A 13,640-nucleotide genomic window follows, 5' to 3' on the forward strand; every position below is an offset into this window, starting at 1 on the left:
CCACTGCTGGTCTGTCACAACGCGGCGGTTTTTTTGAAAGGTGCACTGTGATTAATGCAGGTGATCGGGGGCTTCGGCCTCTCTTCGCTTTCCCCGGCGGCTCGGACCGCTTTAACGCAGACTTCTAGGGTTTTTCATGACGCGCTACATATTCGTCACGGGCGGTGTTGTTTCTTCATTGGGGAAAGGCATTGCCTCCGCTTCATTGGCGGCCATCCTGGAGGCGCGGGGGCTTAAAGTCACCATGCTCAAGCTGGACCCGTACATCAACGTCGATCCGGGCACCATGAGCCCGTTCCAGCACGGTGAAGTGTTCGTCACGCATGACGGCGCCGAGACCGACCTGGACCTGGGCCACTACGAGCGGTTCATCCGCACGACCATGACCCAGAACAACAACTTCACCACCGGCCGTGTCTACGAGCACGTGCTGCGCAAGGAGCGCCGTGGTGACTACCTGGGTGCAACCATCCAGGTGATCCCGCACATCACCGACGAAATCAAGCGCCGCATCATCAAGGGCGCAGGCGATGCCGACGTGGCGATGGTCGAGATTGGTGGCACCGTGGGTGACATCGAATCCCAACCGTTCCTCGAAGCCATCCGTCAGTTGCGTTTCGAAGTCGGCGCCAAGCGCGCGATGCTGATGCACCTCACTCTGGTGCCGTACATCGCCACCGCCGGTGAAACCAAAACCAAGCCAACCCAGCACTCGGTCAAGGAACTGCGTTCCATCGGCCTGCAGCCGGACGTGCTGGTTTGCCGCTCCGATCACCCGATCGACATCTCCTCGCGTCGCAAGATCGCGCAGTTTACCAACGTTGAAGAACGTGCGGTGATCGCCCTGGAAGACGCCGACACCATCTACAAGATCCCGGGCATCCTGCATTCGCAAGGCCTGGATGATTTTGTCGTCGAGCGTTTCGGCCTGCAGTGCAATGGCGCGGACCTGTCCGAGTGGGAAGCCGTGGTCGACGCCAAGCTCAACCCTGAGCATGAAGTCACCATCGCCATGGTCGGCAAGTACATGGAGCTGCTGGACGCGTACAAATCGCTGATCGAAGCGATGAGTCACGCCGGCATCAGCAACCGTACCAAGGTCAACCTGCGCTACATCGACTCCGAAGACATCGAAAACCAAGGCACCGCGCTGCTTGAAGGCGTGGACGCGATCCTCGTTCCCGGCGGTTTCGGCCTGCGTGGCGTGGAAGGCAAGATCACGGCCGTGCAGTACGCTCGCGAGAACAAGGTGCCGTACCTGGGTATCTGCCTGGGCATGCAAGTGGCCGTTATCGAGTTCGCCCGTAACGTGCTGGGCTGGAAAGACGCCAACTCCACCGAGTTCGATCACACCAGCGGCCACCCGGTCGTGGGCCTGATCACCGAGTGGGAAGACGCCACCGGCGCCGTTGAAACCCGTACCGAAGCGTCCGACCTGGGCGGCACCATGCGCCTTGGCGCACAGGACTGCCTGCTGGAAGCCGGTTCGCTGGTACACGACTGCTACGGCAAGGACGTGATCGTCGAGCGTCACCGTCACCGCTACGAAGTGAACAACAACCTGCTGCCGCAGATCAAAGAAGCAGGCCTGAAGATCTCCGGTCGCTCCGGTGACGGCAAGCTGGTTGAAGTGGTCGAGGCGCCGGATCATCCGTGGTTCGTGGCTTGCCAGTTCCACCCTGAGTTCACCTCGACGCCGCGCGACGGTCATCCGTTGTTCAGCGGTTTCGTCAAAGCTGCATTGACGCAACATCAGAAGAAGGCATAACCCTGATGGCCCAGAAGATCATTCGCGTAGGCGACATCGAAATTGCCAACGACAAGCCCATGGTGCTGTTCGGCGGCATGAACGTACTGGAAAGCCGCGACATGGCGATGCAGGTCTGTGAAGAATACGTACGGGTGACCCAGAAATTGGGTATCCCTTATGTCTTCAAGGCCAGCTTCGACAAGGCCAACCGTTCGTCCGTGACTTCCTACCGCGGCCCAGGCCTTGAAGAAGGCATGCGGATCTTCCAGGACATCAAGCAAGCCTTCGGCGTGCCGATCATCACCGACGTCCACGAGCCTGAGCAGGCTGCCGTGGTCGCCGAGGTGTGCGACATCATCCAGTTGCCGGCCTTCCTGTCGCGCCAGACCGACCTCGTGGTTGCCATGGCCAAGACCGGCGCTGTGATCAATATCAAGAAAGCCCAGTTCCTCGCGCCCCAGGAAATGAAACATATCCTGAGCAAATGCGTGGAAGCGGGTAACGACCAGTTGATCCTGTGCGAGCGGGGTTCGAGCTTCGGCTACAACAACCTCGTGGTGGACATGCTCGGTTTTGGCATCATGAAACAGTTCGAGTACCCGGTATTCTTCGACGTGACCCACGCGCTGCAAATGCCCGGTGGTCGCTCGGACTCCGCCGGTGGGCGTCGTGCCCAGGTTACCGACCTGGCCAAGGCGGGCATGAGCCAGTCTTTGGCCGGCCTGTTCCTGGAAGCCCACCCGGACCCGGACAACGCCAAGTGCGACGGCCCTTGCGCCCTGCGCCTGGACAAGCTGGAGCCGTTCCTGGCCCAGCTCAAGCAGTTGGACGAGTTGGTCAAGAGTTTTCCGACGGTAGAAACCGCGTAAGCGTCGTTTCTCCGGTAGAATTTCCCACGCTTTACGCTCAGGTCCAGGCCTGAGCCTTGTCGTCTGCAAGCCTGCCCTGTTGTTCCACCCTTGCGGTCGGTCAAAAGATTTCCTTCAGCTGCGTCGTTTTCGTCAACTTTGGAGTGTTTACAACAATGGCAAAAATCGTCGACATCAAAGGTCGTGAAGTTCTCGACTCCCGTGGCAACCCCACCGTCGAAGCCGACGTGCTTCTCGATAACGGCATCATCGGCAGCGCCTGCGCGCCGTCCGGTGCTTCCACCGGTTCGCGCGAAGCGCTGGAGCTGCGTGATGGCGACAAGAGCCGTTACCTGGGCAAGGGTGTACTCAAGGCCGTAGCCAACATCAATGGTCCGATCCGTGACCTGCTGCTGGGCAAGGACCCGCTGGACCAGAAAGCCCTGGACCACGCGATGATCAAGCTCGACGGCACCGAAAACAAAGGTAGCCTGGGCGCCAACGCCATCCTCGCCGTGTCCCTGGCTGCCGCCAAGGCCGCCGCCCAGGACCAGGACCTGCCGCTATACGCGCACATCGCCAACCTGAACGGCACGCCGGGTGTGTACTCGATGCCGGTACCGATGATGAACATCATCAACGGTGGCGAGCATGCCGATAACAACGTCGACATCCAGGAATTCATGGTGCAGCCGGTGGGTGCCAAGACCTTCTCCGAAGGCCTGCGCATGGGCACCGAGATTTTCCATCACCTCAAGGCTGTGCTGAAGGCCCGTGGCCTGAGCACCGCGGTAGGTGACGAAGGTGGTTTCGCGCCGAACCTGGCGTCCAACGAAGATGCACTCAAAGTGATCTCCGAAGCCGTGGCCAACGCGGGTTACAAGCTGGGCACCGACGTGACCCTGGCCCTGGACTGCGCGGCCAGCGAATTCTTCGAGGACGGCAAGTACAACCTGTCCGGCGAAGGCCAGGTGTTCAACTCCGAAGGTTTCGCTGAATACCTGAAGGGCCTGACCCAGCGCTACCCGATCATCTCGATCGAAGACGGCCTGGACGAGTCCGACTGGGATGGCTGGAAAATCCTCACCGACAAGATCGGCGAAAAAATCCAGCTGGTGGGCGACGACCTGTTCGTGACCAACACCAAGATCCTGAAAGAAGGCATCGACAAGAAGATCGCCAACTCCATCCTGATCAAGTTCAACCAGATCGGCACCCTGACCGAAACCCTGGAAGCCATCCAGATGGCCAAGGCTGCGGGCTACACCGCCGTGATCTCGCACCGCTCCGGCGAAACCGAAGACTCCACCATTGCCGACCTGGCTGTGGGTACGTCGGCAGGCCAGATCAAGACCGGTTCCCTGTGCCGTTCCGACCGTGTGTCCAAGTACAACCAATTGCTGCGCATCGAAGAGCAATTGGCGGGTAAAGCCAAGTACAACGGTCGCAGCGAGTTTCGCGGCTGATCGCTACTGATGGCAAGGCATGGTAAAAAGTCGGTGGATTGCGTCGCAAATTTCACGACAGAGTGAATTTCAGCGCTAATCTGCTGACTGACAAGCACAAGCCTGGTTTATCCAGGCTTCGTGCTATCAGTTGCTGCAAAAGGTTTGCATGACTGTCTTTTTTCATTGGATACCCGGATTTCGATGCGCAGTCCCAATTGGTTGTTTCTCGTCTTGCTCTTGTTGCTGGCTGGCCTGCAGTACCGCCTATGGGTGGGTAACGGCAGCTTTGCGCAGGTGGAAGAGCTGACCCAGCAAATTGCCGACCAGCACGCCGAAAACGAACGTTTGCTGGAGCGCAACCGCGTTCTTGACGCCGAAGTGCTTGAGTTGAAGAAAGGTACGGAGACCGTTGAAGAACGGGCTCGTCATGAACTGGGCATGGTCAAGGAGGGCGAAACCCTCTACCAGTTGGCCCAATGAACACCGAGTTACCGGCCTTCTGGGCCGTGATTCCTGCCGCGGGTGTAGGTGCCCGTATGGCCGCGGACCGTCCCAAGCAGTATCTGCAACTGGGCGGGCGCACGATTCTTGAACACAGCCTTGGCTGTTTCCTTGACCATCCTGCACTGAAAGGGCTGGTGGTCAGCCTTGCGGTTGATGATCCTTACTGGCCCAGCCTGGCGTGTGCCGCTGACCCGCGTATTCACCGTGCGGACGGCGGATCGGAGCGTTCCGGCTCCGTGCTCAATGCCCTGCTGCAACTCAATGCCCTGGGTGCCCGTGATGATGACTGGGTGTTGGTGCACGACGCGGCGCGGCCCAATCTGAGCCGTGATGACCTCGACAAGCTATTGGGCGAACTGGCTGACGATCCGGTTGGCGGCCTGCTGGCGGTGCCGGCCCGTGACACCCTCAAGCGCGTCGACAAACACGGCCGTATCGTCGAGACCGTTGATCGCAGCCTGATCTGGCAAGCCTTCACGCCCCAGATGTTCCGCCTGGGCGCCTTGCACCGTGCGTTGGCTGACAGCCTGGTGGCCGATGCGGTGATCACCGACGAAGCCTCTGCCATGGAGTGGTCCGGCCAGGCGCCACGCCTGATCGAAGGGCGTTCGGACAACATCAAGGTGACGCGGCCGGAAGATCTTGAGTGGCTGCGGTTGCGCTGGGCTAACCGCACTCGGTAGGAGCGAGCTTGCTCGCGAAAATCGCCAACGATAACGCGGGTTTCCTGGCTTGACGCGACGCTCTCAGGTTTTTCGCGAGCAGGCTCGCTCTTACAACGTATGGCCATATTCCGGCCGTTCGGCCAACCCCGCCTTCAAGAAATCCACCAACTTCCTGACCTTCGGCGACAAATGCCGCTGCTGCGGATACAGCGCCCACACCGCCGTATTCGGCGGCTGATGCGCCTCCAGCAGCGACACCAGCGCGCCACTGTGCAAGTGCTCCAGCACGTAATAGTCCGGCAGCTGGCACAGCCCCATGCCCTGCAGCGCGGCATCCAGCACCGCCTGCCCACTGTTGCAGCGCCAGTTGCCTTGCACCCGCTGGGAAAATTCGCGTCCGTCCTGGGCCAGTTGCCACACATCCGAACTGCCGATCAGGCAGTTGTGCCGGCTCAACTCCGACAAACTGTGTGGCCGACCATACCGGGCCAGGTAGGAAGGTGACGCACACACATACATGCGGCGCGCAGCGAGGCGGCTGGCAACCATGCGCGAGTCTTGCAGGCGACCGAGGCGAATCGCCAGGTCGAGTCCTTCGTGCACCAGGTCCAACTGGCGGTTGCTCAGTTCGATATCGACCCGCAACTGCGGATAGAGCGCCATGAATGCGGTCACAAGCGGCACGATAAACCGTTCGCCATAGGCCACGGCGCAGGTCATGCGCAACATGCCTTTAGGTTCGCTGGTCAGGTCGCCCACTGCACGCAAGGCTTCTTCGCGACCGTCCTGCAAGCGTTGGCAGTGCTGCAGGAAGGTCTGGCCCGCTTCGGTCAGCGTTACTTTGCGTGTGCTGCGATACAGCAGGCGTGTTTGCAGCCGTTCTTCCAGGCGCGCCACCTGGCGGCTGATATGAGACGACGAAACCCCCAGGCGCTCGGCCGCCGCGGTAAATTGGCTGCATTCGGCCACGGCGACGAACTCATCGATGCCTTCCCAGCGGTTCTCCAGCATGGCTATTGTCCCTGTACAGCAATAATGTTTTGCTTTTGTCTGGATTATTAATCAATAAGCGATGTTTTACACTGTTCCAATCAACTTTCACTCCCTGGAGAAAACCGGATGATCAAGTCCCGCGCCGCCGTAGCCTTCGAAGCCAAGAAGCCCCTTGAAATTGTGGAAGTCGATGTCGCCATGCCCAAGGCTGGCGAAGTGCTTTTGCGCGTGGTCGCGTCCGGCGTGTGCCATACCGACGCCTACACGCTGTCGGGTGCAGACCCGGAGGGTATCTTCCCGTCGATCCTCGGCCATGAAGGCGGCGCAGTGGTTGAGGCTGTCGGTGAAGGCGTGACTTCGGTCGCCGTCGGCGACCACGTGATCCCGCTGTACACCCCGGAGTGCGGCCAGTGCAAATTCTGCCGGTCGGGCAAGACCAACCTGTGCCAGGCCATCCGCTCTACCCAGGGCAAGGGCCTGATGCCTGACGGCACCACGCGTTTTTCCTACAAAGGCCAGCCGATTTTCCACTACATGGGTACTTCGACGTTCTCTGAGTACACCGTGTTGCCGGAAATTTCCGTCGCCAAGATCCCCAAAGAAGCGCCGCTGGAAAAGGTTTGCCTGCTGGGGTGTGGCGTGACCACCGGTATCGGCGCGGTGATCAACACCGCCAAGGTCAAGCCGGGTGACACCGTGGCTATCTTCGGTTTGGGCGGCATCGGTCTCTCTGCGGTGATTGGCGCCGCCAAGGCCAAGGCGGGTCGCATCATTGCCATCGACATCAACCCGGCCAAGTTCGAAATCGCCAAGCAACTGGGTGCTACCGACTGCATCAACCCGAAAGACTACGACCGCCCGATCCAGGACGTGATTGTCGATCTGACCGATGGCGGCGTGGATTTTTCCTTCGAGTGCATCGGCAATGTCCAGCTGATGCGCGCGGCTTTGGAGTGCTGCCATAAAGGGTGGGGCGAGTCGGTGATCATCGGCGTGGCCGGTGCTGGCCAGGAAATCGCCACCCGTCCATTCCAACTGGTGACCGGCCGCGTCTGGCGCGGTTCTGCATTCGGCGGCGTACGTGGACGCAGCGAATTGCCAAGCTACGTTGAAATGGCCCAGACCGGCGAGATCCCGCTGGATACCTTCATCACCCACACCATGGGCCTGGAAGACATCAACAAAGCGTTTGACCTGATGCATGAAGGCAAGAGCATTCGTACCGTCATTCATTTCTGAGGTCGGCCATGAGTCTGGAAAACCTGTCCTGCCAGAAAAGCTTCGGTGGCTGGCATAAACGCTATAAGCATCACTCCGATGTGCTCGATTGCGACATGACCTTCGCGGTCTATCTGCCGCCGCAAGCGGAGCAGGGCGGCAAGCTGCCGGTACTGTACTGGCTGTCCGGCTTGACCTGCACTGACGAGAACTTCATGCAAAAGACCGGCGCCCATCGCATGGCCGCCGAGCTGGGCTTGATCATCGTGGCGCCGGATACCAGTCCGCGCGGCCCCGGAGTGCCAGATGACCCGGACAACGCCTGGGACTTCGGCCTGGGCGCCGGTTTCTACCTGAACGCCACCCAGGAACCTTGGGCCAGGCATTATCGGATGCACGACTACGTGGTGCAGGAACTGCCGGCGTTGGTGGAAGCGCATTTTCCGGCTTCGGACAAGCGGGGCATCAGCGGCCACTCGATGGGTGGCCATGGTGCGCTGGTCTGTGCGCTGCGCAATCCGGGCCGTTACCAGTCCGTATCGGCGTTTTCGCCGATCAACAATCCGATGGATTGCCCCTGGGGCCAGAAAGCCTTCTCCCGTTACCTGGGTGAAGAACGCTCGAAGTGGCGTGAATGGGATGCCTGCCTGCTGATCAGCGAAGCATCGGAGCGGTTGCCGCTGTTGGTGGACCAGGGCGATCGTGACGATTTCCTTGCCGTGCAGCTCAAGCCCGAGGCCCTGCAGGCAGCGGCCAAGGCGGCCGGTCATCCGCTGGAGCTGCGGCTGCAGCCCGGCTACGACCACAGCTACTTCTTTATCGCCAGCTTCATCGACGACCATTTGCGCCATCATGGTCGTGCTTTGCTCGGTTAATGTGAGGCAAAAGTAGGTAGAATCACGCCCTGAATTAAATCGGGGCGTTTTTTTATGCGTATTGGCCACGGCTACGATGTGCACCGTTTCGCTGAAGGCGATTTCATCACTTTGGGCGGCGTGCGTATCGCGCACCACCATGGGCTGTTGGCTCATTCCGACGGCGACGTTGTCTTGCACGCCTTGAGCGATGCGTTGCTCGGCGCAGCGGCGCTGGGTGATATCGGCAAGCACTTTCCAGACACCGACCCAACTTTCAAGGGCGCGGACAGCCGTGTCCTGCTGCGCCATGTGGTCGGCTTGATCCACGCCAAGGGCTGGAAGGTCGGCAATGTCGATAACACCATCGTGGCCCAGGCGCCCAAGATGGCCCCGCATATCGAGTCGATGCGCGCCCTGATTGCCGCCGATCTGCAAATAGAATTGGACCAGGTGAACGTGAAAGCCACCACCACCGAAAAGCTCGGCTTTACCGGTCGGGAAGAGGGCATCGCCGTGCACTCCGTCGCCTTGTTGCTGCGCGCATGAACGAACTCCAATTGCTCGGCCCGCGTGCCTATGGCGAGGCCCTGGGCAGCGCGGTCCTGAAAGCGACCGCCGAAGATTTCCAGGTAGACGAAGTACTTGATATCCCGCTGACCGGCGAGGGCGAGCATCTGTGGTTGTGGGTCGAGAAGCGCGGCCTGAATACCGAGGAAGCGGCGCGGCGTATCGCCAAGGCGGCCGGCGTGCCATTGCGCACCGTCAGCTATGCCGGGCTCAAGGACCGGCAGGCATTGACCCGTCAGTGGTTCAGCGTGCAATTGCCCGGCAAGGCCGACCCGGACATGAGTGCTGCCGAGAACGACACCCTCAAGATCCTGAAAACCGCCCGGCACAAGCGCAAGCTGCAGCGCGGTGCACACGCGGCCAATGGCTTTACCTTGCGCCTGACCCAGCTGGCCGGCGATACCGCCGCCATCGATGCGCGTCTGCAATTGATCGCCCAGCACGGCATTCCCAACTATTTCGGTGCCCAGCGCTTTGGCCATAATGGCGGCAATGTCTCTGACGCCCGTGACTGGGCGGCTCGCAAGGCCCTGCCGGAACAGCGCAATGTGCGTTCGCGGCTGCTCTCCACTGCCCGTAGCTTTCTGTTCAACAAGGTGTTGGCGGCGCGTGTCGCCGACGGTTCCTGGCAGCGTGCCCAAGTCGGCGACCTGCTGGCCTTTACCGACAGTCGCAGTTTTTTCCCGGCGGGGGAGGCTGAATGCAACGACCCACGCCTGGCGATCCTGGACCTGCACCCCACCGGCCCGCAGTGGGGTGAAGGCGACTCTCCGGCGAAAGGTCTTACATACGAATTGGAACAATCTGTGGCCGCCGGAGAAGCTGACCTGCGTGATTGGCTGGTAAATGCGGGTATGAGCCAAGAACGTCGCATTCTGCGACTGCCCATTGGTGGATTGACGTGGCATTATCCCGGGCCTGACATTCTGCAATTGGAATTCGTCCTGCCGGCTGGATGCTTCGCCACTGTATTGGTGCGCGAGCTTGTGGATCTGGTGCCGGTAGGGCCGACGGACAACCCATGCGTATTCTGATATCAAACGATGACGGTGCTACCGCACCCGGCCTCGCCGCGCTTCATGCCGCGCTGGCGGATTACGCCGAGTGCGTGGTGGTGGCCCCCGACCAGGACAAGAGCGGTGCCAGCAGTTCGCTGACGCTCGACCGGCCGTTGCATCCCAAGGTCCTGGCCAATGGCTTTATCAGCGTGAACGGCACCCCCACCGACTGCGTGCACCTGGCGATCAACAGCTTGCTGGAGCACGCGCCGGACCTGGTGGTGTCGGGCATCAACCTGGGTGCGAATCTGGGTGATGATGTGCTGTATTCCGGCACCGTGGCGGCGGCCCTTGAGGGGCGCTTTCTCGGTAGGACCGGGTTCGCCTTTTCCTTCGCCTCCCGGCAACTGGATAATTTGCCGACGGCGGCGTACTACGCTCGCAAACTGGTGGAGGCGCACGGTTCTCTGGACCTGCCGCCGCGCACGGTGCTTAACGTCAATATCCCCAACCTGCCTCTGGACCGTGTTCGCGGTATCCAGCTCACGCGGTTGGGGCACCGTGCTCGTGCGGTAGCGCCTTTGAAGGTGGTCGACCCGCGTGGCAAGGAAGGCTACTGGATCGCAGCGGCCGGCGACGCCGAAGACGGGGGCGAGGGCACGGACTTTCATGCGGTGATGCAAGGCTATGTATCGATTACCCCGTTGCAATTCGATCGCACCTTCAGTGATGCCTTCAGTGGTCTTGATGGCTGGCTGGAGGGACTGCGCTGATGGCTCGTGAACAGGACGACCTGCTGCGCCGTGGCATCGGGATGACCTCCCAGCGCACCCGCGAACGTTTGATCCAGCGTCTGTACGAAGAAGGCTTGTCCAACGCGCAGGTGCTGGAAGTCATCCGGCGCACGCCTCGACACTTGTTTGTCGACGAAGCCCTTGCGCACCGCGCCTACGAAGACACGGCGTTGCCGATCGGCCACAACCAGACCATCTCCCAGCCTTATATGGTCGCCCGCATGAGCGAACTGTTGCTGGCTGCGGGGCCATTGGACAAGGTGCTGGAAATCGGCACCGGCTCCGGCTACCAAACTGCCGTGCTGTCGCAACTGGTCGAGCGGGTGTTCTCGGTTGAGCGCATCAAGGTGCTGCAGGACCGCGCCAAGGAGCGCCTGGTGGAGCTGAACCTGCGGAACGTGGTGTTTCGCTGGGGCGATGGCTGGGAAGGCTGGCCGGCACTGGCGCCCTACAACGGCATCATTGTGACTGCGGTGGCCACCGATGTGCCGCAAGCGTTGCTGGATCAACTGGCCCCTGGCGGCCGGCTCGTCATCCCGGTGGGCTCCGGTGAAGTGCAACAATTGATGCTCATTATCCGAGAGGACGAAGGTTTTGCTCGGCACGTGCTTGGCGCCGTGAGGTTCGTGCCACTGCTCAACGGCCCGCTGGCCTGATCATTTATTCCCCGGCAGTGAATTCCATAGACGCGGATGTGTCTTACAGCGGGGTCTATAGATTCAACAGGGCAGGCGCCGGAATTAAACGTGATGAATTTTTCGTTTCAGTCAGGTGCCGGTAAAAAGCCATTGCCCAGTTATACTTGCGACACATTTCAGGCCTGATACAGGCGTTAACGTTCAGCCACCACAAAGGGAGCGGCGGGTGAGTCTCACAGGTCCTGCGCAGCGAATGAGTAAAACAAGCTTTCAGCGACTGGTGCTTGGCCTTGTCTTGAGTTCCTTACTGGCTGCCTGCTCAAGCACGCCATCCGGTGGTGCGCGAGTGGTTGACCGCACTAATGCGGCGCCGCAAAGGCCGACCGTGACCACCGGCCAGTACCTGGTGCGCAAGGGCGACACGCTGTTCTCGATTGCCTTCCGTTATGGTTGGGATTACAAGGCGCTCGCAGCTCGTAACAACATTCCGGTGCCTTACACGATCCATCCCGGGCAGACGATTCGTTTCGATGGCCGCTCCGGTTCGGCGCCTACGGCAGTTGTGACAAAGTCAGGATCTTCGCCTTCCTCTTCGAGCAAAACCACCGTCATTACTCGGCCGGCAGGCACCGTTGCGCCTGCGGTTGCGGGTAAGCCGGCACCCGCGCCGTTGCCACCTGCAGGGCCTGCCCCGACCGGTTGGGGATGGCCTTCCAACGGCGTATTGATTGGAAAATTCTCTTCAAACGGCAGTTTGAATAAAGGCATTGATATCGCCGGGGATTTGGGACAGCCTGTTTTAGCTGCGTCTGATGGGACAGTGGTGTACGCCGGGAGTGGTCTACGGGGCTACGGCGAGCTGGTCATCATCAAACACAGCGATACCTACGTCAGTGCCTACGGTCATAACCGCAGGTTGTTGGTTCGGGGAGGGGCAGCAGGTCAAGGTCGGACAGACAATTGCCGAAATGGGTTCAACGGGTACAGACCGGGTGAAACTGCACTTTGAGATTCGCCGTCAAGGGAAGCCTGTAGATCCACTGCAATTCCTACCCCGCCGTTGATGTGTTGCCAGCCTGTTCCCTCACGTAGAAGGAACAGGCTCCAGCGTTGCCAAGGATAAAGGCGTCGCTTGAGCTTGAGGTCGAACTCACCAAAGGACTATAACAATGGCTCTCAGTAAAGAAGCGCCGGAGTTTGACATCGACGATGAGGTTCTCCTGATGGAGGCCGGTATCGCTACGGAAACGATGTCAGATAATGAGGGTGCATCACCACCTTCAGTTCGTACCAAATCCAAGAACTCCTCCGCGTTAAAGCAACACAAGTACATTGACTACACACGGGCGCTCGACGCGACTCAGCTGTACCTCAATGAAATCGGCTTTTCCCCTCTGCTCACCCCTGAAGAAGAAGTTCATTTTGCGCGTCTGTCGCAAAAGGGGGATCCGGCTGGGCGCAAGCGCATGATTGAAAGCAACCTGCGCCTGGTGGTCAAGATCGCCCGGCGCTACGTCAATCGTGGATTGTCGCTGCTGGACCTGATCGAGGAGGGCAACCTGGGCTTGATCCGGGCGGTGGAGAAGTTCGACCCTGAGCGGGGCTTTCGCTTCTCGACCTATGCCACCTGGTGGATTCGCCAGACCATCGAACGGGCGATCATGAATCAGACCCGCACGATCCGGTTACCGATCCATGTGGTCAAGGAACTCAACGTGTACCTGCGGGCCGCACGTGAGCTGACACAGAAACTCGATCATGAACCTTCGCCCGAAGAAATCGCCAACCTGCTGGAAAAACCGGTAGGGGAGGTCAAGCGCATGCTTGGCCTGAACGAGCGCGTGTCTTCGGTCGATGTCTCGCTGGGTCCGGATTCGGATAAAACCTTGCTGGACACCCTGACGGATGATCGCCCAACAGATCCGTGCGAGCTGTTGCAAGATGATGATCTGTCCCAAAGCATTGACCAGTGGCTGTCCGAGCTCACCGACAAGCAGCGTGAAGTGGTGATTCGCCGCTTCGGCCTGCGCGGCCATGAGAGCAGCACTCTGGAGGACGTAGGCCTGGAGATTGGCCTGACCCGTGAGCGGGTTCGGCAGATTCAGGTGGAGGGTCTCAAGCGCTTGCGCGAGATCCTTGAGAAGAACGGCTTGTCGAGTGAGTCGTTGTTCCAGTAAACGCTGCAGCTTGAATGCTTGAATGCTTGAATGCTTGAATGTGGGAGGGGGCTTGCTCCCGATATCGGTGGGTCAGTCAGTTCATGTGAGGCTGACACACTGCAATCGGGAGCAAGCCCCCTCCCACATTTTTTTGTGCCTGGCATTAGGTGGGTATGAATACCAATTTACAGGCATAAAAAA

The 13,640-nt window shown here is 59.9% G+C and carries 13 protein-coding genes and 1 pseudogene; 13 read left to right on the forward strand and 1 reads right to left on the reverse strand.

Features of this window, described 5'->3' with window-relative positions; translation table 11 throughout:
- The first annotated feature begins 136 nt into the window (after window positions 1-136).
- The 5 genes from QF045_RS09145 (at window position 137) to ispD (ending at window position 5,233) form a co-directional block, all read left to right on the forward strand.
- The gene (locus QF045_RS09145; protein WP_124361620.1) at window positions 137-1,768 is read left to right on the forward strand and encodes a CTP synthase; all 1,632 of its coding nucleotides are present in this window, start codon (window positions 137-139) and stop codon (window positions 1,766-1,768) included.
- 5 nt (window positions 1,769-1,773) lie between these two features.
- Window positions 1,774-2,619 (forward strand): 3-deoxy-8-phosphooctulonate synthase, encoded by an 846-nt coding sequence (gene kdsA, locus QF045_RS09150; RefSeq protein ID WP_003189190.1) that lies wholly within the window; start codon window positions 1,774-1,776, stop codon window positions 2,617-2,619.
- A 155-nt stretch (window positions 2,620-2,774) separates the two neighbouring features.
- Complete coding sequence (eno, locus tag QF045_RS09155; protein ID WP_306491924.1) at window positions 2,775-4,064, forward strand: phosphopyruvate hydratase; 1,290 nt, start codon at window positions 2,775-2,777, stop codon at window positions 4,062-4,064.
- 183 nt (window positions 4,065-4,247) lie between these two features.
- Window positions 4,248-4,526 carry a cell division protein FtsB gene (gene ftsB, locus QF045_RS09160; protein WP_057723188.1) on the forward strand — a complete coding sequence of 93 codons (279 nt, stop codon included), beginning with the start codon at window positions 4,248-4,250 and terminating at the stop codon, window positions 4,524-4,526.
- Window positions 4,523-5,233 (forward strand): 2-C-methyl-D-erythritol 4-phosphate cytidylyltransferase, encoded by a 711-nt coding sequence (gene ispD / locus QF045_RS09165; protein ID WP_306491925.1) that lies wholly within the window; start codon window positions 4,523-4,525, stop codon window positions 5,231-5,233. The genes ftsB and ispD overlap by 4 nt, the downstream gene beginning before the upstream one ends.
- A 90-nt stretch (window positions 5,234-5,323) precedes the next feature.
- On the opposite strand, the gene QF045_RS09170 is transcribed toward ispD, so the two are convergent.
- Window positions 5,324-6,226, reverse strand: a complete 903-nt coding sequence (locus QF045_RS09170) for a LysR substrate-binding domain-containing protein (protein ID WP_306491926.1) — start codon at window positions 6,224-6,226, stop codon at window positions 5,324-5,326.
- A gap of 108 nt (window positions 6,227-6,334) precedes the next feature.
- On the opposite strand from QF045_RS09170, the gene QF045_RS09175 reads away from it, so the two are divergent.
- The 8 genes and pseudogenes from QF045_RS09175 (at window position 6,335) to rpoS (ending at window position 13,457) form a co-directional block, all read left to right on the forward strand.
- A complete protein-coding gene (locus tag QF045_RS09175; RefSeq protein WP_306491927.1) occupies window positions 6,335-7,447 on the forward strand; it encodes an S-(hydroxymethyl)glutathione dehydrogenase/class III alcohol dehydrogenase in 1,113 nt (370 codons plus the stop codon).
- An 8-nt stretch (window positions 7,448-7,455) separates the two neighbouring features.
- On the forward strand, window positions 7,456-8,301 hold the full coding sequence (fghA, locus tag QF045_RS09180) for an S-formylglutathione hydrolase (protein ID WP_306491928.1): 846 nt from the start codon (window positions 7,456-7,458) through the stop codon (window positions 8,299-8,301).
- Between the two features lie 54 nt (window positions 8,302-8,355).
- Window positions 8,356-8,829, forward strand: coding sequence for a 2-C-methyl-D-erythritol 2,4-cyclodiphosphate synthase (ispF, locus tag QF045_RS09185; protein WP_012722614.1), 474 nt, complete (start codon window positions 8,356-8,358; stop codon window positions 8,827-8,829).
- A complete protein-coding gene (gene truD / locus QF045_RS09190) occupies window positions 8,826-9,884 on the forward strand; it encodes a tRNA pseudouridine(13) synthase TruD (protein WP_306491929.1) in 1,059 nt (352 codons plus the stop codon). The genes ispF and truD overlap by 4 nt, the downstream gene beginning before the upstream one ends.
- Entirely contained in the window at window positions 9,872-10,621 is a 750-nt protein-coding gene (gene surE, locus QF045_RS09195; RefSeq protein WP_306491930.1) for a 5'/3'-nucleotidase SurE, read from the forward strand. The genes truD and surE overlap by 13 nt, the downstream gene beginning before the upstream one ends.
- Before the next feature lie 41 nt (window positions 10,622-10,662).
- Window positions 10,663-11,298, forward strand: coding sequence for a protein-L-isoaspartate(D-aspartate) O-methyltransferase (locus QF045_RS09200; protein ID WP_306494872.1), 636 nt, complete (start codon window positions 10,663-10,665; stop codon window positions 11,296-11,298).
- 208 nt (window positions 11,299-11,506) lie between these two features.
- Window positions 11,507-12,344, forward strand: a pseudogene (locus tag QF045_RS09205) (peptidoglycan DD-metalloendopeptidase family protein).
- Between the two features lie 105 nt (window positions 12,345-12,449).
- A complete protein-coding gene (rpoS, locus tag QF045_RS09210) occupies window positions 12,450-13,457 on the forward strand; it encodes an RNA polymerase sigma factor RpoS (protein ID WP_065951955.1) in 1,008 nt (335 codons plus the stop codon).
- Window positions 13,458-13,640 lie beyond the last annotated feature (183 nt).

This window comes from Pseudomonas sp. W4I3 (assembly GCF_030816195.1).
GTDB lineage: Bacteria > Pseudomonadota > Gammaproteobacteria > Pseudomonadales > Pseudomonadaceae > Aquipseudomonas.

Coding starts and splice junctions, on each gene's coding strand:
- QF045_RS09145 (WP_124361620.1), top strand. CDS start 137: ATGACGCGCTACATATTCGTCACGGGCGGTGTTGTTTCTTCATTGGGG.
- kdsA (WP_003189190.1), top strand. CDS start 1,774: ATGGCCCAGAAGATCATTCGCGTAGGCGACATCGAAATTGCCAACGAC.
- eno (WP_306491924.1), top strand. CDS start 2,775: ATGGCAAAAATCGTCGACATCAAAGGTCGTGAAGTTCTCGACTCCCGT.
- ftsB (WP_057723188.1), top strand. CDS start 4,248: ATGCGCAGTCCCAATTGGTTGTTTCTCGTCTTGCTCTTGTTGCTGGCT.
- ispD (WP_306491925.1), top strand. CDS start 4,523: ATGAACACCGAGTTACCGGCCTTCTGGGCCGTGATTCCTGCCGCGGGT.
- QF045_RS09170 (WP_306491926.1), bottom strand. CDS start 6,226: ATGCTGGAGAACCGCTGGGAAGGCATCGATGAGTTCGTCGCCGTGGCC.
- QF045_RS09175 (WP_306491927.1), top strand. CDS start 6,335: ATGATCAAGTCCCGCGCCGCCGTAGCCTTCGAAGCCAAGAAGCCCCTT.
- fghA (WP_306491928.1), top strand. CDS start 7,456: ATGAGTCTGGAAAACCTGTCCTGCCAGAAAAGCTTCGGTGGCTGGCAT.
- ispF (WP_012722614.1), top strand. CDS start 8,356: ATGCGTATTGGCCACGGCTACGATGTGCACCGTTTCGCTGAAGGCGAT.
- truD (WP_306491929.1), top strand. CDS start 8,826: ATGAACGAACTCCAATTGCTCGGCCCGCGTGCCTATGGCGAGGCCCTG.
- surE (WP_306491930.1), top strand. CDS start 9,872: ATGCGTATTCTGATATCAAACGATGACGGTGCTACCGCACCCGGCCTC.
- QF045_RS09200 (WP_306494872.1), top strand. CDS start 10,663: ATGACCTCCCAGCGCACCCGCGAACGTTTGATCCAGCGTCTGTACGAA.
- rpoS (WP_065951955.1), top strand. CDS start 12,450: ATGGCTCTCAGTAAAGAAGCGCCGGAGTTTGACATCGACGATGAGGTT.